This window comes from Acididesulfobacillus acetoxydans, assembly GCF_902729405.1.
In the GTDB taxonomy this organism is placed as follows: domain Bacteria; phylum Bacillota; class Desulfitobacteriia; order Desulfitobacteriales; family Desulfitobacteriaceae; genus Acididesulfobacillus; species Acididesulfobacillus acetoxydans.
This window is the reverse complement of sequence record NZ_LR746496.1, coordinates 998,475-1,019,440: the sequence shown is the minus strand read 5'-3', so window position 1 is coordinate 1,019,440 and position 20,966 is coordinate 998,475. Positions and strand designations below refer to the sequence as shown.

The window sequence follows — 20,966 nt, the reverse complement described above, 5'->3', positions numbered from 1 at the left end:
GCACCAAAAGCCTCAAACTTCCCACCGGCCGCAGCCGCGGGATTCAGTAAACTCCGAAACCCATCCGTTGCACGAATCCCCGTTTCATGTCCCCAGGCGCCCTCGCGGGAGGTCCCGCCAAGGCTCCCCCAGGCTGGCCCCACAGTGTTCGCTACCCCGGATTTTTTTAAAGCAAGGAAGCTAAAATCGCTTTTTGGGCATGCAGTCTGTTTTCGGCTTCGTCGAAAACGACGGATTGCTCTCCTTCCAGCACTTCGGCGCTGATCTCTTCGCCCCGGTGAGCCGGCAGGCAGTGCAGGACGATCGCCTTCTTGGCGGCTGCGCGCAACAATTCCGCATTTATCTGATAGCCCGCAAAGGCCTGTTTGCGGATTTCCGCTTCACCTTCTTGGCCCATACTGGCCCAAACATCCGTGTAGAGCACATCCGCGCCCGCAGCCGCCAGCCATGGGTCCTCGACGACTTCCACAGAGCCTCCGTTCGCCCGGGCGTCCGCCTGGGCCTGGGCTGTCACTTCCGCATCCGGCCGGTAGCCTTGAGGAGAGGCAATCACGACCTGAAGTCCCATTTTCCCGCACCCGTACATCAGGGAATGCGCCATATTGTTTCCGTCTCCGATGTAGGCCAGCTTAAGCCCCTTGAGGCGGCCTTTGTGCTCCTGAATCGTCAAAAGGTCGGCCAGAACCTGGGTCGGATGCAAGTGGTCGGTCAAAGCGTTGATCACGGGCACCGTCGCGTATTCAGCCAATTCCAAGACTTCCCGGTGACTGAAGGTACGGATCATGATTCCGTCCACCATGCGTGAGAGCACTCGGGCCGTATCCGGGATCGTCTCCCCCCGGCCCAGCTGAATATCCCTGCCGCTCAGAAACAAGGCGTGCCCTCCCAGCTGAAACATGCCTACCTCAAAGGACACCCGCGTCCGGGTGGAGGACTTGGTGAAAATCATGCCCAAAGTCTTGCCTTGGAGGAGTGGGTGGGAAACCCCCGCTTTCCTTTCGGCTTTTAAGGCCAAGGCCAAATGAATCATTTCCAGAAGTTCGCCTTGTGAAAAGTCATGCAAAGAGATAAAATCTCTGCCGCGCAATCCTACCTTCTCTAACGTTTCCATGTCCATCCGCACCTCTCTTTTCTGTGTATTATTATACATTACATTGTATAAACATTCAACCTCAAATATGAAACTTTTTTCCCCCCTCAGGCGTATCAGGGGTGAAAAAAACAGGGCTTCTTTTTCCCGGCTGCGCCGTCCGGCCTTTCCGGAAAAACCGCGTCCTGATTCCCTCAGACAGCAAGGAAAGGAGCAGACAAAAATGACAGTCACCACTGAACGTCTATACCGTTCGGGACGCAACAAGATCTTGGGAGGGGTATGCGGAGGGCTGGCAGAATACTTTAACATCGACCCCACTTTGATCCGCCTGATTGCCATCGTTACCATATTTGCCATCGGTGCGGGCTTTGTGGCCTATATTGCCTGCTGGATCATCATCCCGATGAATCCCAACGACCGGCCTTATCTCGGCCGGAATACCCGCGATGGCGGCTTTTCCAACGACATCCATGCCAATGTGCAAGACGTACGCACCGATATTGAGGATGCCGCCCGCAATTTCAGCCATCAAGTAACCCCCAGAGAAGGTTCCAAGTGGGCGGGCATCGTCCTCATCGTCCTCGGTCTCCTCTTTTTTCTCGACCGTTGGTTCCCCCTCTGGTTCAACTTTAATAAGATGTGGCCCTTGGTGCTGATTATCCTTGGGGCAGCCGTCATTATCCGGGGAGAACGCCATTAAACCCGGAACGTCACTGAACCCGTTCGAGTCTGCCCCACGAAGGAAGGCACGGGGAAACCGCTCCCGCTTGCAGAAGCGGGAGCTCACACCTCGAAAAGAGGATGAACGCCGAGTTGCGCCCGCAGGCACCTTTAGACTTCCAAGTATTCCTGGAGCGCCAAAGTCTGGGGTTCTGTGCTGCTCCGCATTTCCAACAGCGCCCTGACCACAGCCCGAGCCGTATCCATCGAGGTCAGACAGGGAACATGATGCTCCGCGGCCAGCCGGCGCAAGAGGTAGCCGGTATGCTCCGGGGTTTTTCCTTTACTGGGGGTGCTCAAGATAAAAGAAAACTCGCGTTCGCGAATGGCCTCTTTCAACTTTTCGCTCTCCTCGGCCACTTCCTCCGCCTCAACCCCGCAGAGTCGCAAGGCCTTGGCCGTGTCACCGGTGGCCTTGACTCTAAAGCCCAGTTTGGCCAGATCCCTGCTCAGGGCTAAGGCTTCCGGACGGTCTTTCTCCGCTACTGTGACCAAAATGGCGCCTTTTTCAGGCAGCGCCACTTGGGCCGAGGCAAAGGCTTTGGCCAGGGCATGCCCGAAATTTCGATCCATTCCCAAAACCTCACCGGTTGATTTCATCTCCGGACCCAAGGAAGTCTCAACTTTGGTCAGCTTTTCAAAAGAGAAGACCGGCGCTTTGACCACGACGAAAGGCACCGCTGGGGCCAAACCCTGTCTATAGCCCAAATCCTTCAGGGTTTTCCCTAAAGCCACCCGAACCGCCAGATTCACTAAGGGAATTCCAGTCACCTTTGAAAGAATGGGTACCGTACGGCTGGCCCGGGGATTGACTTCCAGGACGTAAACCTTACCGTGGACCACCACATACTGAATATTTATCAGACCTCGGACCTGCATTTCTGTCGCTATTGTACACGTATAGTCTTCTATTTGCTGAATTTCATTGGGCGTCAGGTTCTGGGGCGGATAAACCGCCAGACTGTCGCCCGAATGGACCCCAGCCCGCTCGATATGCTCCATAATGCCCGGGATCACTGTCGTCTCACCGTCCGAAACGGCGTCTACTTCCACCTCGCGGCCCTCCAGATATTTGTCGACCAGAATCGGGTGCTCGGGCGAAAGGTGGAGAGCCCGCCTCAGGTATTCTTCCAACTCGTCCAGATTGTCTACGACTTGCATGGCACGCCCGCCGATGACATAGGAAGGGCGGACCAAGACCGGAAAAACCAGTTGTTCCGCGATCTCTTTAGCCTGTTCAACGGAAGTGGCAGCCCGGCCTTCGCTTTGCGGAATACCCAAACGGCTTAAAAGAAGGGCAAAACGTTCCCGGTCCTCCGCCATATCGATCGAATCCACCGAAGTCCCCAGGATCCTCACTCCGGCTTTGCTCAGAGGACCGGCCATATTGATCGCGGTCTGGCCGCCGAACTGAACAAAGACCCCGTCCGCGTTTTCTTTTTCCACCACATGCAGGACATCTTCCGCCGTCAAAGGTTCGAAATACAGTTTGTCCCCCGTGTCGAAGTCGGTGGACACGGTCTCGGGGTTGTTATTGATCATGATGGACTCCACCCGGGCCTCTTGCAGGGCCCTAAGAGCATGAACCGAACAGTAGTCGAATTCAATCCCCTGGCCGATCCGGATCGGCCCGGAGCCCAAAACCACCGCCTTGGGCCCGGGAAACGCCCTGACTTCATCCTCCTCTTCATAACTGGAATAATAATAAGGGGTGGAGGCGGCAAATTCCGCCGCACAGGTGTCAACCGTCTTGTAAACCGGGGTAATCCCTTCTCTCCGGCGTTGCTGCCGGATCTCCTCTTCTTTGCGCCGGGTCAGCCTGGCAATAGCCAGATCGGAAAATCCCATGCTTTTGGCCAGGCGCAAAAGCTCCCCGCCCACAGGCCCCTCGGCCAGCCGCCTTTCCAGGTCGACGAGCCCTTTGATTTTGTACAGGAAAAAAGAATCGATCTTCGTGAGAGCTTCCACTTCCGTGATCGTCCAGTCCCGGCGAAACGCCTCGGCAATCGCAAAAAACCGTTCGTGGTCCGCTTCAGCCAGCTTGTCTTCGATCTCCATTTCAGTCCAGCGGCCCGACTCCGGAATTCTCAGGCCCACCGCCCCAATTTCTAAAGAACGGACCGCCTTAAGCAGAGAAGCTTCAAACGTGCGCTCCAAAGCCATGACTTCCCCCGTCGCTTTCATCTGAGTTCCCAGGCGGTTATCCGCCGCGGGGAATTTATCAAAAGGCCAGCGCGGAAACTTAAGCACCACGTAGTCCAAAGCCGGCTCAAAACAAGCGCTCGTATGCCCGGTTACCGGATTGGTCAATTCCGGCAGAGTAAAGCCAACCGCCAGCAGAGCCGCCATCTTAGCAATGGGATAACCCGTCGCTTTAGACGCCAGAGCGCTGGACCGGCTCACCCTGGGATTCACTTCGATCACAACATACTCCCGGCTCTTGGGATTGAGGGCAAACTGCACATTGCAGCCGCCGTTCACAGCCAAAGTGCGGATGATCTTCAGCGAACTCGCCCTCAGCATTTGGTATTCCCGGTCCGTCAGGGTCTGGGAAGGGGCCACCACGATGCTGTCACCCGTATGCACCCCTACCGGATCAATATTTTCCATATTGCAGACGGTGATGCAATTGTCAGATGCATCCCGCATGACTTCATACTCGATTTCTTTCCAGCCCGCCACACTCCGCTCGATCAAACACTGCCCGATGGGGCTGGCTTGCAGCCCGCGGCCGAGAATCTCCGCCAGTTGTTTTTTGCCTTTAGCCATCCCGCCGCCGGTTCCTCCCAGGGTATAGGCGGGCCGCACAATGACAGGATAGCCCGAACGCCCGGCAAATTCCTCTCCTTCGGCCACGCTGGTAACAATGACGCTGTCCGCTACCGGTTCCCCGATGGCGAGCATCGTCTCCTTAAACGCCTCCCGGTCTTCTGCTTTATAGATAGTCCCGGCGTCGCAACCGATAAGTTCCACCCCGCAGCGTTGCAGGATACCCTGACTTGCCAGATCCATGGCCAAGTTCAAACCGGTTTGCCCGCCCAAGGTGGGAAGAAGGGCATCCGGCCTCTCCTTCTCCAAAATGGCTTCCAACCTTTCGGGCAAGAGAGGTTCCAAATATATCTTATCCGCCATCTGGACATCCGTCATGATCGTGGCCGGATTCGAATTCACTAACACAACTTCCGCGCCGACCTCACGCAGAGCTTTACAGGCCTGGGTCCCCGCATAGTCGAATTCCGCCGCCTGACCAATGACGATGGGCCCCGAACCGATCACCATAACCTTGTGCCACGCCGGATTAAGAGGCATGCTGTGCCCTCCTCTGCTGCATCAACTCGGCAAATTTGTCAAACAAATAGAGGGAATCGCTCGGGCCCGGACCCGCTTCGGGATGGAATTGCACGGAGAAAAGCGGGAGTTCGCGGTGTCGGACCCCTTCCACCGTCTGATCGTTCAGATTGCGGTGCGTCACCTGCAAAGGCGTGCTTCCCAGGCTCTCTCCGGCCACCGCATATCCATGGTTTTGCGAGGTAATGGTGACCTTCTCGCTGAGTAAATCCTGCACCGGCTGGTTTCCGCCTCGGTGCCCGAACTTCAGTTTATAGGTATCTCCCCCCAGAGCCAAGGTGAGGAGTTGGTGCCCCAAGCAAATGCCGAAAATAGGACGTTGGCCGCAAAGTTGGCGAATCGTGGCAATTCCTTGCGTCACGACCTTGGGATCTCCCGGGCCATTGGAAAGAAAAATTCCATCCGGCGCGAAGCTGAGGATTTCTTCGGCCGAAGTGGAATAAGGAACAACCGTCAAGCGGAAACCTTTTTCCTGCATAGCACGTAAAATATTGCCCTTTATGCCAAAATCCATGACTACAACATGAAACGGCTCCCCCCCAGGGTCAGCGCCTAACTCAGGGTCCGGGGCTTTCCGGTCGTCGCCCGCTTCCGACCCCAGAGAGGCCATTGCTCCCAGGGAGCTCTCCAGCCCCGAAGGAACCTTAGACCCTTGCGGCAGCGCTGACTCCCCGGATGCAGTTGGCTCTCCGAACACCTTTGGCTCCCGGTACACCCCTGGCTCCTCGGACACCCCTGGCTCCCCGGACACCCCTGGCTCCCCGAACACCCCTGGCTCCTCGGACACCCCTGGCTCCTCGGACACCCCTGGCTCCTCGGACACCCCTGGCTCCTCGAACAGCCTCGGCCACACAGACACAGTTGACTCTTCGGACACCGTTGATTCCCGGGACACTGTTGATCGCCCGGATGCCCCGGAGTCCCCGGAGGTTTCTGACTCCACGGCCACGGTCAGACCCGAAGATACGCCGGATCCCTCAACAGTCGCAGCCGGTGCACTCGGCGGCACCAGGGGAGGAAGGGAAAAGATCTTCTGGGTACTCACCTGTGCCACCAGGTCCTGCGGAGGCTCCCAAGCCTTGAGACGCCGGGCCAGCACCGGCAGGCTCTGCGCCAAATCCGTACTGATGGCTCCTTTTAAAGTCCCGTGCTCTCGAATCAGCCGGGTCAGAAAACGGGTGTCAAGCCCTTTGATCCCGACCACTCCCGCCTGTGCCAGGGCCCGTGAGAGGTTTTTTTCCATCTGCCAGTGGCTGGGATTGAGAGCCGCTTCCTTGACAATGAAGCCTTGTACCTGAATCTTTTCCGACTGATTGTCTCCCGCGTTGATTCCGTAATTCCCCACCAGCGGATAGGTCATACAGACCATCTGTCCCGCATATGAAGGATCGGTCAAAATTTCCTGATAGCCCGTCATCCCGGTGTTGAAGACCACTTCTCCCCAAGCTTCGCCGCTGCTGCCCAATGCCTCACCGAAAAAGATCTGTCCTGTCTCAAGAACCAGCGCCGCTCGCATCCAAATTCCCCCCGTCACCCGCCGGCCAAAGTACTACTTCCAGTTCTCGCTCAAAACCCTATCCAAAATCCCCAAGGCCTGATCAATTTCTTCTTTGCTCACCGTAAGCGGTGGCAGAAATCTCAAAGTCTTGCCGCCGATACAGTTGACGAGAAGCCCCCGCTCGCGGCAGAGCTGCACAACCTCTCCCCCCAGCTTGGGCAGGGGCCAGCCCAGGATAAACCCCTGCCCCCGGACACTTTCACCTGTCTTATATTTTTCGGCCAAGTGCTCCAAACCCTGCCGGAAATAAAGGGCACGCTCCCGAACGTCCTCCAGGAAGCCGGGCTGCCGCATGACGTCGAGTACGGCACATCCGACCGCCGTCGCCAAGGGATTTCCGCCAAAAGTCGAAGCATGGTCCCCGGGTTGGAAAGCCGCCGCCGCTTCTTCGCCGGCAAGCATGGCCCCAATCGGCACTCCCCCACCCAAGGCTTTGGCTAAAGTCATGATATCCGGAGCTACCCCGCTCCACTCATGAGCAAAGAGTTTCCCGGTACGACCCAGTCCGACCTGAACCTCGTCAAAAATGAGCAGGGCCCCATACTGATCGCAGAGCTCGCGGGCTGCCCTTAAAAATTCTTCTGAGGCGGGAAAGACCCCGCCTTCCCCCTGGATAGGCTCGATCAGGAGCGCGGCTGTCTTTTCGTTCACCCGCTCCTTTAGTTCCCCAAGGTTATTGATCTCCACATAGGAAAAGCCCTCAGGCAAAGGGGCGAACCCCTGTTGATATTTGGTCTGCCCGGTTGCCGTCAAGGTGGCCAAAGTCCGCCCGTGGAAAGAGTTTTTCAGGGAAATGATCTCGAATTTGTCCTCACCGTATTTTTTCTTGGCATATTTCCGGGCCAGTTTGATGGCGGCTTCGTTGGCCTCGGCCCCGCTGTTGCAGAAAAAAACCTTGGAGGCAAAGGAACTCTCCGCCAAACGCTCGGCCAACGCGATTTGATTCGGAATCCAATAGAGATTGGAGGTGTGTAAAATCTCCTTGGCCTGCTTCTGGATCGCCTGGACAATCGCCGGATGCCCATAGCCCAAGGAATTGACGGCTAGGCCGGTGACGAAATCCAGATAGCGTGTACCCTCGACATCCCAGACCCAGGACCCTTCACCGCGCACCAAGGCCAGCGGCAAACGCCCGTAAGTATTCATGACCACGGCCTGGCCTTTGGCCACGAGCTCGGCAGTGGACAAACCTTCCAACATGAAAACCCCTCCTCTTCATAAGCTCTTCATAATGCCCTTCCTTTTGCTGCTCTTAATGCTCTTCCTGTGATGCTCTTAATGCTCTTCCTGTGATGCTCTTTTTCTCCAGCCCTTTTGATACTCTCCTTACGTAAACATAGTGCCTATGCCACCGTCTGTAAAAAGTTCTAACAAAATGGCATGCGGCAGACGGCCGTCAAAAATATGCACACTTCCGACCCCGCCCGCCAGAGCCGCTATGGCACACTCCACTTTAGGCATCATCCCTCCGCTGAAAACTCCTTGTTCCATCAGAACCGTCACTTCCTCCCGCCGGATCGTGGAGATAAGCGATTCCGGCTCACCAAGAGTACGCAAGACTCCTCTCACATCCGTCAGCAGAAGGAACTTATCGGCCTTCAGGGCCTCCGCCACTTTTCCGGCCGCCGTGTCGGCGTTGATATTATATGTTTCTCCATCCTCTCCCCCGGCCAGAGGAGAAATGACCGGAATATACCCCCGGTCCAAAAGCGTCTCGATCAGATCCGGCGCAACCTGGTAAATTTCCCCTACATAGCCCAGGTCAATCTCCTCCATCTCCCCTCGGCTATTCGGCAGCCGCATGGGCTTCTTCTCCGCCAAAAACAGAGAGGCGTCTTTGCCGGAAAGCCCCACCGCCTTGCCGCCGAAGCGGTTGATTATAGAGACGATCTCTGTATTCAATTTGCCCACCAGAACCATAGCGGCGATCTCCATCGTCTCGGCATCGGTCACCCTGAGCCCGTGCACAAACTGACTCTCTTTACCGACTTTTTTTAACATGGCGTTAATCTCCGGGCCCCCGCCGTGCACCAGCACCGGCCGGATCCCGACCGAATGCAAAAGCAGAACATCCAACATGACTGATTCTTTCAGGAGCGGGTCCACCATAGCGTGCCCGCCGTACTTGATGACAATCGTTTTGCCGGCGAACTTTTGAATATAGGGGAGCGCCTCAACCAATACGCGTGCCTTTTCGGCTCCATCATCTCTAAAAGCCATTCCAGCCGCTCCTTCTTCGTTCAACTCATTCTTTCAGCCGGTCCATTCCCAGCCTCTGACGTCCAGCTCCCGACTTCTGACTTCCGACTTCCGATTTACGGCTTCTGACTTCCGACTTCTGACTTCCGACTTCCGACTTCTGACTTCTGACTTCTGACTTCCGATTTCCGACTTCTGACTTCTGACTTCCGACTTCTGACTTCTGACTTCCGACTTCTGACTTCTGACTTCTGACTTCTGACTTCTGACTTCTGACTTCCGACTTCTGACTTCCGATTTCCGACTTCTGACTTCTGACTTCTGACTTCTGACTTCTGACTTCCGATTTCTGACTTCTGACTTCCGATTTCTGACTTCTGACTTCCGATTTCCGACTTCTGACTTCCGATTTACGGCTTCCGACTTACGGCTTCCGACTTCCGATTTACGTCCGATAGTCTCCGTTAATCGTCACATAATCGTGGGTTAAATCACACCCCCAAGCCGTCGCTTCTTCTACACCCCCATGCAGGTTCACGGTGATCCGGATATCCTTTGCCCGCAGGATTTCTTTCGCTTCCTCTTCCGAAAAAGCGAGTCCCTGTCCCGCCAAAGCCATGGGCAAGTTTCCAATCAGAATATCCGCCTTAGCCGGATTAAAAGAAGCCCCGGCATACCCGGCCGCACAGAGGATGCGCCCCCAGTTGGCATCTTCACCGAACATGGCCGTCTTAACCAGGCTGGAAGCACAGACGCTTTTGGCGATCTTGCGGGCATCCTCTCGCGTCTTGGCCCCCAGAACCCGAACTTCCAGAAATTTGCTGGCTCCTTCCCCGTCCCGGGCAATCGCCTGAGCCAGTTCCCGGCACATAGCCTTCACCATACGGGCGAAGCCGTCCCAGTCCTCAGCCACGGGAGCCAGACCCGAAGCCCCGTTGGCCAGAAACAGGACCATATCGTTTGTACTTGTATCCCCGTCCACTGTTACCATGTTGAAACTTTCATCGACTGCTTCCCGCAGCAGCCTTTGCAGCTCAGCCGCCGGAATTTCAGCGTCCGTGGTCAAGAACCCCAACATCGTCCCCATGTTGGGATGGATCATCCCCGAACCTTTGGCCATACCGCCGAGACGAATGGTACCCCCCCGGCAGGGAAATTCCCAGGCCAGCTCTTTGGCTACCGTATCCGTCGTCATGATGGCCAGGGCAGCCCGGTGGGCGCCCTCGACTTTTTTCTCGGAATCCGATGCTTCCCGGTTTCTCCTTGCGGGATTCGACGCTTCCTCGTTTCTCCCCTCGGAGTCCGATGCTTCGCCGCTTCTCTCCTCGGGAGCCAAAGCTGGCCCGCTCTCCCTCAAAACACGCACTTCCGCCGCTGCCTTCTCGATGCCGGCCGCCACCCGATCCATGGGCATCTCCACTCCGATAACTCCGGTGGAGGCGACGAGAACATCATCAACCCCTATCTCCAGCGCTTCCGCCGTCAAGCGAGCCATGGCCAAGGCCGCCCAGTCCCCGGCTTCGCCTACACAAGCGTTGGCATTACCGCTGTTCATGACGACCGCCTGCGCCACGCCATTGGCCAAGTGTCTCTGGTTCAGAACCAGAGGATGGGCCTTGACCAGATTGCGTGTAAACACCCCCGCCGTTTGAGCCGGCCGAGACGAGTACAACAGCGCCACATCATATTTGTCCGGATATTTAACCTCCGCTTTCACCCCGTCGGCCCAAAAACCGCACGGCGCCGCGATGCCGCCGGGGACAGGCACCCAAGCACGTCCTTGCGGTACATCTTGGCCCAGCTCAGCGCCCATGCCCCCCATACTGATCACGCCGTTTACCCGGCTTGCACTGCGCATACCACTTCTACCGTCTATACCGCTCATGTCTTCCACCCCGTTCATATGTCGCGTCTCTTGGCCCGCAGAGCAAAGAGCAAAATCTTTCGTACTGCCCCCTCCATGGCCTCAAGGCCGAAGTTCTTTCTTTTTTTCCCGCCGTTAAATTTAGGGCCAAATCCCTGAACCTTTCAGGGCCACACGTCCGGACCTTTTCAGGGCCACATGCCCCGACCTTTTAGCCCCAGATCCTCAGGCAGGCCAAAGAGTATATTCATATTCTGAATTGCCTGTCCGGAGGCCCCTTTCACCAGGTTGTCGATAGCAGCGGCGATAACGGCCCTCCCGGTTCGCCTGTCTACCATGAGTTGGAGAAAAGCGTGATTCCCACCGGAAGCAAATTTCGTCTGGGGCCAAACGCCCTCCGGCAGAACGTGGACAAAAACTTCGTCCCGGTAGCTTTCCTGCCAAGCCGCCCTAAGGTCGTCTTCATCCACTCCCTCTTTTATCCCCGCATAAATCGTCACCAAAATACCCCGAATCATCGGCACCAGGTGGGGCGTAAAACTCACGACCAATTCCCGCCCGGCGGCCTCTGAAAGTTCCTGTTCAATCTCCGGCGTGTGCCGGTGTTCAGCCACGCCATAAGGCTTGAAGTTCTCATTCACTTCCGAGAAGTGCGTTCCCAGGGAGGCGCCCCTGCCGGCCCCGGAAACCCCGGACTTGGCGTCCACGATGAGTGAATCCTCCTGCAGCAAACCGGCTCTCAGCAAGGGAACCAGAGCCAAGAGAGTCGCCGTCGGATAGCAGCCGGGATTGGCTACCAGGGACTTCCCGTTGATCCCATTCCGGTGCAATTCCGGCAGGCCATAGACCGCCTCCGGCAGGAGCTCGGGTGCCGGATGCTTTACCTTATACCATTTTTCATAAACCTCAGGCCGATGCAGGCGAAAATCCGCTCCCAAATCGATTACCTTAATACCGCGCGCCAGATAATTCCCTGCCCTGGCAGCCGTTATTCCATGCGGCAAAGCACAGAAAAGCACATCCACCCCGTCAGGTACCGTCTCATCCTGCAGTTCAACGGCAGCCTCTGAGCTGAACTGCGGAAATATGCCCGCATAAGATTTTCCCGCCATACTGGATGAACCCAAATAGATAATTTCCGCCGCCGCATGGTTTGATAGCAAACGGACTAGTTCCTGACCGGTGTAACCTGTGGCCCCCAAAATACCCACACGCATCTCTTCACCCCCGGGATTCAAACGAAGTCCAAACTTCGCGCTACTTCATAAGTATACATTTACTCGCATAATTATGCAATGGGTGGGACCTAATTTCCTTTCTCTTTGCGCCGACTTTGGGCTGGGCCCGACTTGTTGGAGAACGTGCGCGGGAAAACCTCGGAATTCGCTTCCGGGGATGAGAGCACCTCCCTCAAAAATCCATACACATGGTCAATGTTTATGGTATAATAAAGTTATGGATAAATTCAAGAATACTCGACACGCAACTTACCTTACAAACTATCACATGGTATGGATACCCAAATACAGACGCAAGATTCTTACGGGTAACGTAGCTCTGGCGGTTGAAGAGTCACTTAGAACCGCAGCGCAGGAAAAGGGGTGGGAGATCATTGCGCTGGAAGTGATGCCTGATCATGTTCACCTGTTTGTATCTGCACCGCCCAAGTATGCACCGGCTGACCTGGTGAAAGTGTTTAAGGGTTGGTCAGCCAGAAGAGTGCTCATGGCGTTTCCTAATTTGGCACAAAAGACGAGTAGGGGAACGCTTTGGGCACCCAGTTACTACGTGGGGACCGCCGGGAATGTCTCCGCAGAAACCATCCGGCATTACATCGAAGAGTGCCAAGATCACTAGCTATTCTCAACTTCTTTGTTTGACCAATGCGGTCACTGCTTACGATGGCTATTTTCAGGTGCCAATATCCAATCTGTTCACGAAAGAACATCCCGGTTTAACGATTAACATCCGTGCACCAAAGCGCATTGCACAACGTCCTATCGCGTACTGTGAAGTACACCTAAACCCCCTCCACCACGCCCGCTTCTTGGAAGCGGAGTTTGTGTACAAAGCCGGGGAACGCGCACGGCTGCAATCTATCAGAGATTTGCAGAGTATTAAGGGGGAGACTCATAGATTGGCATCCATTGCCTACAACCGGGAAAACTTCATGCGCGACTACCCGCGACTACCTAAGCAAAGCCGTTCGTTTGATTTTACAGGATTATCTGGACAACAAGATCGGGCGGGTATTCATCTTGGAAAATAATTTTTTCTTTGGCGCTGTCGCAGGAGGAAAACGCGACTTTCCGTAGAATATAACATGTAGAACCGTAACTACTTAGTAATCATTACAGGTAAGAGCGGGACATTATGAGGAGAAAGAGGTGCTGATGTATGACAAAGGTTAGGGAACTCTACAAGTGCAACGTCTGCGGCAATGTGATTGAGGTGGTCAATCCTGGGGCTCCCGCCCTGGTCTGCTGTCACCAACCCATGGTCAAGCTCGACGCTCTGGCGCAGGAGGGAGCTAAGGAGAAGCACATTCCGGTGGTCGAACAGACGGACGCAGGACTTTTGGTTAAGGTGGGATCGGTTCCCCATCCGATGGAGGAAAAACACTTCATCCGCTTCATTGAGGTTTTTACTGCGAATCAAGTGTTACGCGCCGAATTAACCCCCGGGCAAAGCCCGGAGGCGGTCTTTGCAGTCGAAGCGGCCTCTGTTCTCGAAGTACGGGCCTATTGCAACCTCCACGGTCTCTGGAAAGACCGGTAGCTTTTTGACAACTGACGGGCTCCTTGACCAAGAGGCTTAGCCGCGTGCCCCTGGCTTTAGCCGGTTTTAGCCGGCTTTAGTCATGGGGAGATTCAGACCCCCAGCGCTTTGAACGCGCTGCCCCCATACTCTGCCGCAGCAGTCATCCTCTAGCGGCTCCCGCCACGGAGTTAGACTGGGAAGATGCGTAATCCGGAGAAGAGAAAACTTTCGAGGAGGAATACCAAATGGCTTTGAAAGGGAGTAAGACCGAGCAAAATTTGTTGGCGGCCTTTGCCGGGGAATCCCAAGCCCGCAACAAATACACTTATTTCGCGTCTCACGCGAAGAAAGAAGGATATGAGCAGCTGGCTGCCCTTTTTTTGGAGACGGCTGACAACGAAAAAGAGCATGCCAAAATTTGGTTCAAGCTTTTGAACGGCATCGGCGACACCGCCTCCAACCTTGAGGCGGCTGCCGGCGGTGAACACTATGAGTGGACGAACATGTACCCGACGATGGCGAAAGAGGCCCGCGCCGAGGGTTTCGAGGACATCGCCCAACTCTTCGAAGAAGTGGCCCGGATTGAAAAAAGCCATGAGGAACGCTATCGCCGGCTCTTGGCCAATGTTCAGGAAAAGAAAGTCTTTGCCAAACCGGAAAAAGTCTATTGGCGCTGCCGCAACTGCGGCCACATCCATGAAGGCCCGGAAGCTCCCGACGTTTGCCCCGTCTGCAGCCACCCGCAAGCCTTCTACGAGATCCTGCCGGCAAATTACTAGGAAGAGCAGGACTTCCCCTCTGTCCGTCGCTTTTAATTTTCCGCAGGTTCCCTGTTAGAGGAGGACTCCCTCAATGGGAGTCCTTCTTTAACAGGGAACACGATCCTGCCTTCCCCTACCTGCGTTCACCGGCTGAATTACCTATATGTACCTTGACGGCATACCCTTCATGCAGACATTGGTAACTTGATAGGTTCTCCTGCAACGCCCGCCGGGATGGGCAGAGGAAGCTAAGACACAATCTCCTTGAGCGTCGCTGAGATAGCCGCAATGTTCTGCATTTCGGCTGGAATAATGACTTTCGTAGCTTGCCCATTAGCCGCTCGTTCCAGGGCCTCAAGTCCCCGGATGGCCAGAAACTCCTTGGAACCATTGCTCGCAGCTTCCTGAATTTTAGCTATGGCTTCAGCCTGCCCTTGTGCTTCAATAATTCTGGACTGCTTTACAGCCTCGGCTCTAAGAATTTGGGCATCCCGCTCGGCTTCTGCATTCAGAATGACGGCCTGTTTGTTCCCCTCCGCCGTGAGGATCGCCGCTTGTTTGGTTGCTTCTGCCGTAAGAATGGTCGCCCGTTTCTGCCTCTCAGCCTGCATCTGCTTCTCTAGGGCATTGCGAATTTCGTCCGGAGCAATCACGTTCCGGATCTCCGCTCTCACCAACTTAATGCCCCAATTATTACTCGCCATATCAACGGTCTCGCGAAGTCGGGTATTGATTTGTTCTCTTAGCGTGAGAATATGATCAAATTCCATGTCACCCACAATGCTCCGCAAGGTTGTTTCCGTCATTTTCTCGATGGCCATGATTGGTTTTTCCACCCCGTAGGCATAATCCTTAGTGTCCGTAATCATATAGTACATCACGGTATCAATTTTGATCAGTACGTTGTCCTTGGTAATGACCGCTTGGGGCTCAAACTCAATGACTTGTTCCTTGATGGAGACCTTACGAACAATCCGCTCCAGGAAAGGCATCTTGATATGTAATCCAACATCCCAGGTTTCTTTGTAAGCCCCGAGACGCTCAACAACGTAGGCATACCCTTGAGGCACAATTTGAATGTTCTTAATGATAACCGCCAGTACGGCTAAGATCAAAACCACTACAATAATTGTAAAATACATTTAAATCAATCCCCCTGCTAACTCTTCGTTTTGACTAACAGCTTTATCCCTCGGATACCCCTGACCAAGACCCGGTCTCCAATATTCAAGGCCTTGCCATCTTCGGTTTCGGCTGTCCATTCGATGCCATTCAGCCTGAGAAGACTTCCGTTGGCATTCTCACCGCATATAATCGCCTCCTGTCCGATCAGTTCATGAATATTTGTCTTGTATTTGTACGATTTAACAGCGTATTGACGAAACACTCCCAGGAGGACCAGGGAAATCACCAGAAATGTGACGATCTGAACGGGGAGGGGTACACCCAAAAGTGAAAGCACAAAGGCAACGATCGCCCCTAGCCCAAACCATAAAGTGAAGAATGTGCGAGTGAAAAATTCAAGGATCATGGAAAATGCAACAATACCCAACCACACTATATTTATCATCGTATCCCCCCTCCTTGCCATAATTGCTTGGGTCGCCTTAGTGGCCTTTCAGCAGTTTCCGCGGCTTATTCCCGATGGATCAAAAAAGTGTCGGGAATCCGCACGTAATTACGCCGCTGACGAGAAGGACCGCCACAAAATTTAAGCCACAAAAGTACTTAGTAGACCTTCTCGGACCTTAGCCACACTCCTTCCCAGGATGAAAGATCGAATCTTTATGAAATGCCATACCATTACTTGCCATCATGATATAGGTCCTCGCAATAATAACCTACAAGTCACCTCGTTTTTATCGTCAATTAACCGACCTCTTCAAGGGACTGATTTGATTATTTAAAAAGATTCCTCAAAAAGCTCTCTTACGTACTGGTACCCGATGGAATTCCAAAATGTTCAAAGTTTCTAACTTAGGGGCCCCGGCGATCGCCACTTGTAGCCGTCAAAACCGCCCTCTTCTTTAGCCAGGCTCTTATGATTATCAGGGCAATAATTTCAAGGCTCATTCCAATGTAGCTGAGCCGTAGGAGGTTCACCCATTCGTGAACGGTAGTTAAAATCTCTAGGTAAAAAACCGAGACACCCATCGAATTAGCTTCAAGTAGGGACGCAATGAAATTTATAAGCCCATGAATAACAACTCCAGGCCACAGTGAGCCGGTCTCATCGAAAAGAACTGAAAGCATAAACCCAAGGAGCAGCAAAGAGGCAAAGTAGATTAACCCAAATGGGTTGAACATGAAGTGTGCTAAGGAAAAAAACAGTGCTGAAAATGCGTAAGCTACCACAATATTGTGGTCTCTCAGAGAACGAAAAACGTATCCACGGAAGAAGAACTCTTCACCAACACCCGGCATGACGCCCGTATAGATCAACATTTTAGAAACGGGGAGCAGGCTTAACTGGTATACATAGAGAATATGCCAGCGACCCAAGGAAGCATCCTGAGTCAGTACGATGAAGACAATAAATGAAACTACCAAAATTACTGAACTGTACACTGTAATCCGTCTTGCTTCTTTTGAAAACTTTAAACCAAAATTCCTTAGTGGTCGCTTCTCCAAATAGCGAAATAGCAAAAGCGCCAGAGCCGCAAAAGATCCCTCGAGGATAGCCCCAGAAGCCATTTTCAAGCCATTTATCACTCTTACGTTTGACGAGAGTGTAACAAGAAAATCTCCCAGCTTTGCTACCAAAAAGACACACGCAAACCACAGAACACAACCTATGAGTACCCTGAGATAAGGTTTACCCCACTCTTTCCAGCGTATCATGCCAAGCCCTCCCAGGTGTTACCGGTTAATCCTTCTGACCTCTATCATTGACAATTTGTCCAAATAGTGAAATAGTAAAAGGCCCATTAAAGCAGAGAAACCTTCCCACATGACCGTGAACAGCACTCTTTGAGTATCAATAGTCATGCTGGATGATGACGCCCATAAGAAGTCTCTCAACTTAGCTGTCAGAAACACACCGATGGGTCACAAGACACAACCAAAAGCCACCTTAAAGTAGGGGGTTGCACGCTCGTTCCAGTAGGTCACATCTTAATACCCTCCTCCCCATGCGAGTCAGGAATCCGAACTCGGGCAAAAATATCATATGAGAGACAAGGTCTTAGTCTTCTCCTAGACACCTGAAATGGCCCTACGCTTGGAAAGCCGACCGCGCCATTAAATCACACCCCGTAAAACCCTAATCTATGCTGAAGCAGAATCACCGAATGCTTCGCGCGGAAGCTCCTGGCTTCCCCCCTGTGTTAGGATGGTTGACTGAACACGTCTTTCTCCATGGAATCCATCGTCTTTATAGTAGAACCCAGTCACATTATAACCACCCGCGACAACCCCCCACAACGTACTTAAGTACAGGTGTTTAAAAAAAAAATCCCAGCACCTAAGTACAGGACTGGGGCATCACGGCTGTATATCCATTCCTTCATAAGCCCTGTTCCCCCCATTACTCCAAACAGCTATCGCCTTTGAGCGAGATTTTACACCGAGTTTAGAACGAATGTTACCGGTGTGATATTTTACAGTCCGGATTGTAATGCCCAAGGCTGAGGAAATTTCCCGGTCACTCAAGCCTCTTGCCATAAGATCCATGACTTCCTCTTCCCTGTCGGACAACAGCTTGGCCACGCCGTCCGACTGTGCAGCCGAAGTCCGCGCCTGCTCACCATAGCCTGAACAAGCCGGCCTGAGAAAAGGTACCACCCCTTTGGAAAAGTAGTCTTGCCCATGTTTCACAGAGAATATGGCCTCGATCAGCTCCCTTTTATTACATTCCTTCGTGAGGAAGCCATGCACGCCTTTCCGCAACGCCTCTCTCAGATAGTCTCCGGGGTTAAGACCCGTAAGCATAATAATCTTCACAGACGGCTGCCTTGCTTTAATCCGATCGATCAGACCGATGCCCAGGCAGTCCGGCAAAGCAATATCAAGCATGATGACATCCGGTGTCTCTGACTTCAAGAAAGCCAGACATTCCCTGCCATCGTGCGCGATTCCTACGACTTCCAGAGCGGTTTCCGCCGATAGCAAGTCCGCTGTCCCTTCCGCGAAAAGGGTATGGTCATCAACCAGTAATATTTTTGTCTTATCCGGTTTTTCTTGATCAGACCGCACTTTTTCTCTCCCTCCCGCTTGTTGGAATAGAAGCTTTTAGCACAGTGCCTTGAAGGGGCATTGAGTAAATGTGCAGCGTACCGCCCAAGCCTTCGATCCGTTCTTTCATACTAACCAGACCCAAATGCTCATTTGTCAGTGGCAAGTCATCTATTCTGCCAAGATCAAAGCCCTTACCGGAATCCTCAACGACCAATTCAAGCACAGATTCCTTCAGCTCAATTCTTAAGTTTATTTCACCCGAACTAGTGTGCCTCATGGCATTCGTTATCCCTTCCTGAAAAAAGCGATACGCGACTAATTCCACCTCCTCCTTAAGACGTGTTCCTTCGCTAATCCCTACGCTGGCCAAGGAAAGTGCAAATGAATCACTTTCCATTTTCTCTTCGCACAGGATCCGGACGGAATAAAGTAGTCCCAAATCCGTCAATGATGGCGGCCGCAGGTCAGAACAGAGCGCGCGCAGTTCAAAGTTCAAGTTGCGGCTGACCTCCCGCAGGTGAGCCATTGCCTTGCGGACACCAAGGTCTTTGGCGTTTGCAAAGTTATCAGCCAATTCATCCAGCCACCGGGACAGATCCAGCGCTGACTGCAAGGGACCATCGTGCAGGTCACGAGCCATGGCTTTCCTCTCTTGCTCGATGTTTTTGAACAGAGAGCCCGTTATTCCTTGCAGTCTCCGAACTTTACGTTGGTAAACTTGAGATCTTTGCGCCATGTTCCGGATGTCTTGCGACAGTTCCCGGATAACCTGTGCGGTTACAAGGTGTTGCGCCGCTTGACCGCAGATCATCGTTATGAGCGGCAGCTCCTGGCCTCGAAACTTGATGCGAGAGTAACGGTGACCGAGAAACACCCCGGCGAGAGAATCCTTGCCGGCTAGCCGAATACAGATCTCAGCCGGCCAATCCTCGGGAAGTCTTGCTGCGCCGGAGTTAGCCCCTTGATCCGCTTGGAAATATCTCTCCAGCCTCGTCTGTTCATCAGGCTTTGCCAAGAACCTTCCCACGGCCTTTTTTATGGAGCCTCCGTTCGTATTCTGAACGATCAACAAGACCCCCTCAACCCCGAGGCTCGTTGCCAGCTCTTCCAAGATTAGGTCTTCTTCCTGCAGTGAAGCCAAGCGTTCGTTTAACTGACAAACTCTTTGGTCTAAGTCCTGCTCCACAGTCAAAAAACCAAGTCTTTCGAAAAGCCTGGTTATCATCAAGCGAAGTCCCTCGAAACCCAGGCTCGTCAGCGTGGTCAGCGAAAACACCGCGAGAAACGCTTCGAGGTCTAAAGCCTTTAATATTCCGGTAAAGAAGATGAGGCAAGTGAGCGCAGAACTTGCAATTGCCGCCGCCAAGAAGAAGGAGCATACTCTTCTCAAAAGCCGCCGGCCATCCGGCAAATACCGGTTGACGATCACGTAAGACCAGGTGATGGGAACCGCGGCCACAAAGAGATAGCTCAGTTCTGTGTTTTCTACAGGTTGCGAATTGAAAATCAAAGGCAGTGCCGTCAACAAAACAAAAGGCAGAAACCCCATGACTGTGCCCAAAAGCATGATACCGGCCTGGTTTTTTTCCGATTGACGGCCCTCTGACCGAATGAGCACCCCTAAGTTCCAAAGCGAGATAAGAATCCCCACTACCACGGTGGCAAGCACGAATTTCGTCAGCCAAGCGGCGGCATCGAGCACACCGGCCGACTGGAGGACGGTCAGGCCCACGATAGCTATGAAAGCACTGATGAGGACCCGGACCCCGTACTCGCTAATTCTGGTTTTCCTTTCGACCGGAAAAACAGAGAAAAACTTGGTGAGAAGTACCGGAACAAAAGACAGAGTGACATACTCCAACTCCCTGGCCAAGATCAAACCGCGACCTGAGACGGGGGCCAAGACGAGCGCCAAACCGATACACCAGTTTAGCCAAAAGAAAAGCCGGGCCGGGCTCCAAAGGGGGCGTCTTATCCAGGTGAGTAGTCCCAGATTTGCAAAAAGATATCCCAGAATAATCAAGAAAATCTCACTTAAAGACTCCAGCCTTACTGTCCCTCGTTGTACTTTGACCACCCTATACCCAGACTGCCCCGGCTCCCGGATCTTGAGTGTTGCGGATCCTTCAGCTTCGTTCCATTTCCGAACGTCGTCGTACGCACCCGGATCCTTATGATTGATTTCTAAGATCCGGTCCCCCACGCGCACTCCGGCCTTGTACGCTGCACCGTTCGGGTCGCTGGCTGCCACGATCCATTTCCCGTTGACATGTGCGAGTTCCAGCCCTATGTAAGCCTGATCAATCATCGCGCCCAGATATATCATGGAGACCATGAGAAAAACAGCGCTTGCCAGGTAATATGCCGACCGCCTCAAGGACACTTTTCTCAACAAGGTTGCCCATCCTCTCCTTCCATCCGGAGATAGGAGTCATCTTGCTGGCCTCTCCTTTTACTGTGGCCCTCCCCCAATAGTATTTGACATAC

17 protein-coding genes are annotated in these 20,966 nt (G+C 53.5%); 5 read left to right on the top strand and 12 right to left on the bottom strand.

Going from position 1 to position 20,966, the window contains the following annotated elements; all coding sequences use genetic code 11:
* Window positions 1-166: 166 nt before the first annotated feature.
* A complete protein-coding gene (gene argF, locus MNU25_RS04535) occupies window positions 167-1,111 on the bottom strand; it encodes an ornithine carbamoyltransferase (RefSeq protein WP_240986725.1) in 945 nt (314 codons plus the stop codon).
* A gap of 202 nt (window positions 1,112-1,313) precedes the next feature.
* On the opposite strand from argF, the gene MNU25_RS04530 reads away from it, so the two are divergent.
* Complete coding sequence (locus MNU25_RS04530) at window positions 1,314-1,793, top strand: PspC domain-containing protein (RefSeq protein ID WP_240983977.1); 480 nt, start codon at window positions 1,314-1,316, stop codon at window positions 1,791-1,793.
* Between the two features lie 131 nt (window positions 1,794-1,924).
* On the opposite strand, the gene carB is transcribed toward MNU25_RS04530, so the two are convergent.
* The 6 genes from carB to argC form a co-directional block, all read right to left on the bottom strand.
* On the bottom strand, window positions 1,925-5,122 hold the full coding sequence (gene carB / locus MNU25_RS04525; protein WP_240983976.1) for a carbamoyl-phosphate synthase large subunit: 3,198 nt from the start codon (window positions 5,120-5,122) through the stop codon (window positions 1,925-1,927).
* On the bottom strand, window positions 5,112-6,677 hold the full coding sequence (locus tag MNU25_RS04520) for a carbamoyl phosphate synthase small subunit (RefSeq protein ID WP_240983975.1): 1,566 nt from the start codon (window positions 6,675-6,677) through the stop codon (window positions 5,112-5,114). Before MNU25_RS04520 ends, carB begins: the two co-directional genes overlap by 11 nt.
* 33 nt (window positions 6,678-6,710) lie before the next feature.
* Complete coding sequence (locus tag MNU25_RS04515; protein ID WP_240983974.1) at window positions 6,711-7,919, bottom strand: aspartate aminotransferase family protein; 1,209 nt, start codon at window positions 7,917-7,919, stop codon at window positions 6,711-6,713.
* Window positions 7,920-8,045: 126 nt separating this feature from the next.
* Window positions 8,046-8,939 carry an acetylglutamate kinase gene (gene argB, locus MNU25_RS04510; protein ID WP_240983973.1) on the bottom strand — a complete coding sequence of 298 codons (894 nt, stop codon included), beginning with the start codon at window positions 8,937-8,939 and terminating at the stop codon, window positions 8,046-8,048.
* Between the two features lie 424 nt (window positions 8,940-9,363).
* Window positions 9,364-10,731 (bottom strand): bifunctional glutamate N-acetyltransferase/amino-acid acetyltransferase ArgJ, encoded by a 1,368-nt coding sequence (gene argJ, locus MNU25_RS04505; protein ID WP_240986724.1) that lies wholly within the window; start codon window positions 10,729-10,731, stop codon window positions 9,364-9,366.
* 239 nt (window positions 10,732-10,970) lie between these two features.
* Window positions 10,971-11,999, bottom strand: coding sequence for an N-acetyl-gamma-glutamyl-phosphate reductase (gene argC, locus MNU25_RS04500; RefSeq protein ID WP_240983972.1), 1,029 nt, complete (start codon window positions 11,997-11,999; stop codon window positions 10,971-10,973).
* A 238-nt stretch (window positions 12,000-12,237) separates the two neighbouring features.
* On the opposite strand from argC, the gene tnpA reads away from it, so the two are divergent.
* The 4 genes from tnpA to rbr all read left to right on the top strand — a co-directional run bounded on the left by tnpA (window position 12,238) and on the right by rbr (window position 14,321).
* Window positions 12,238-12,639, top strand: coding sequence for an IS200/IS605 family transposase (gene tnpA, locus MNU25_RS04495; RefSeq protein ID WP_240983971.1), 402 nt, complete (start codon window positions 12,238-12,240; stop codon window positions 12,637-12,639).
* On the top strand, window positions 12,587-13,051 hold the full coding sequence (locus MNU25_RS04490) for a hypothetical protein (protein ID WP_240983970.1): 465 nt from the start codon (window positions 12,587-12,589) through the stop codon (window positions 13,049-13,051). The genes tnpA and MNU25_RS04490 overlap by 53 nt, the downstream gene beginning before the upstream one ends.
* Before the next feature lie 128 nt (window positions 13,052-13,179).
* Complete coding sequence (locus MNU25_RS04485; RefSeq protein ID WP_240983969.1) at window positions 13,180-13,560, top strand: desulfoferrodoxin; 381 nt, start codon at window positions 13,180-13,182, stop codon at window positions 13,558-13,560.
* Between the two features lie 227 nt (window positions 13,561-13,787).
* A complete protein-coding gene (gene rbr / locus MNU25_RS04480) occupies window positions 13,788-14,321 on the top strand; it encodes a rubrerythrin (RefSeq protein WP_240983968.1) in 534 nt (177 codons plus the stop codon).
* A gap of 230 nt (window positions 14,322-14,551) precedes the next feature.
* On the opposite strand, the gene MNU25_RS04475 is transcribed toward rbr, so the two are convergent.
* From MNU25_RS04475 to MNU25_RS04455, 5 genes are all read right to left on the bottom strand, one after another.
* Entirely contained in the window at window positions 14,552-15,445 is an 894-nt protein-coding gene (locus tag MNU25_RS04475; protein WP_240983967.1) for an SPFH domain-containing protein, read from the bottom strand.
* A 17-nt stretch (window positions 15,446-15,462) separates the two neighbouring features.
* Window positions 15,463-15,873: an NfeD family protein gene (locus MNU25_RS04470; protein ID WP_240983966.1), complete on the bottom strand. Its 411-nt coding sequence runs from the start codon at window positions 15,871-15,873 to the stop codon at window positions 15,463-15,465.
* A 407-nt stretch (window positions 15,874-16,280) separates the two neighbouring features.
* On the bottom strand, window positions 16,281-17,144 hold the full coding sequence (locus tag MNU25_RS04465) for a CPBP family intramembrane glutamic endopeptidase (protein ID WP_240983965.1): 864 nt from the start codon (window positions 17,142-17,144) through the stop codon (window positions 16,281-16,283).
* Window positions 17,145-17,786: 642 nt separating this feature from the next.
* Complete coding sequence (locus tag MNU25_RS04460) at window positions 17,787-18,497, bottom strand: response regulator (RefSeq protein ID WP_240983964.1); 711 nt, start codon at window positions 18,495-18,497, stop codon at window positions 17,787-17,789.
* Complete coding sequence (locus MNU25_RS04455; RefSeq protein ID WP_240983963.1) at window positions 18,487-20,874, bottom strand: ATP-binding protein; 2,388 nt, start codon at window positions 20,872-20,874, stop codon at window positions 18,487-18,489. The genes MNU25_RS04460 and MNU25_RS04455 overlap by 11 nt, the downstream gene beginning before the upstream one ends.
* Window positions 20,875-20,966 lie beyond the last annotated feature (92 nt).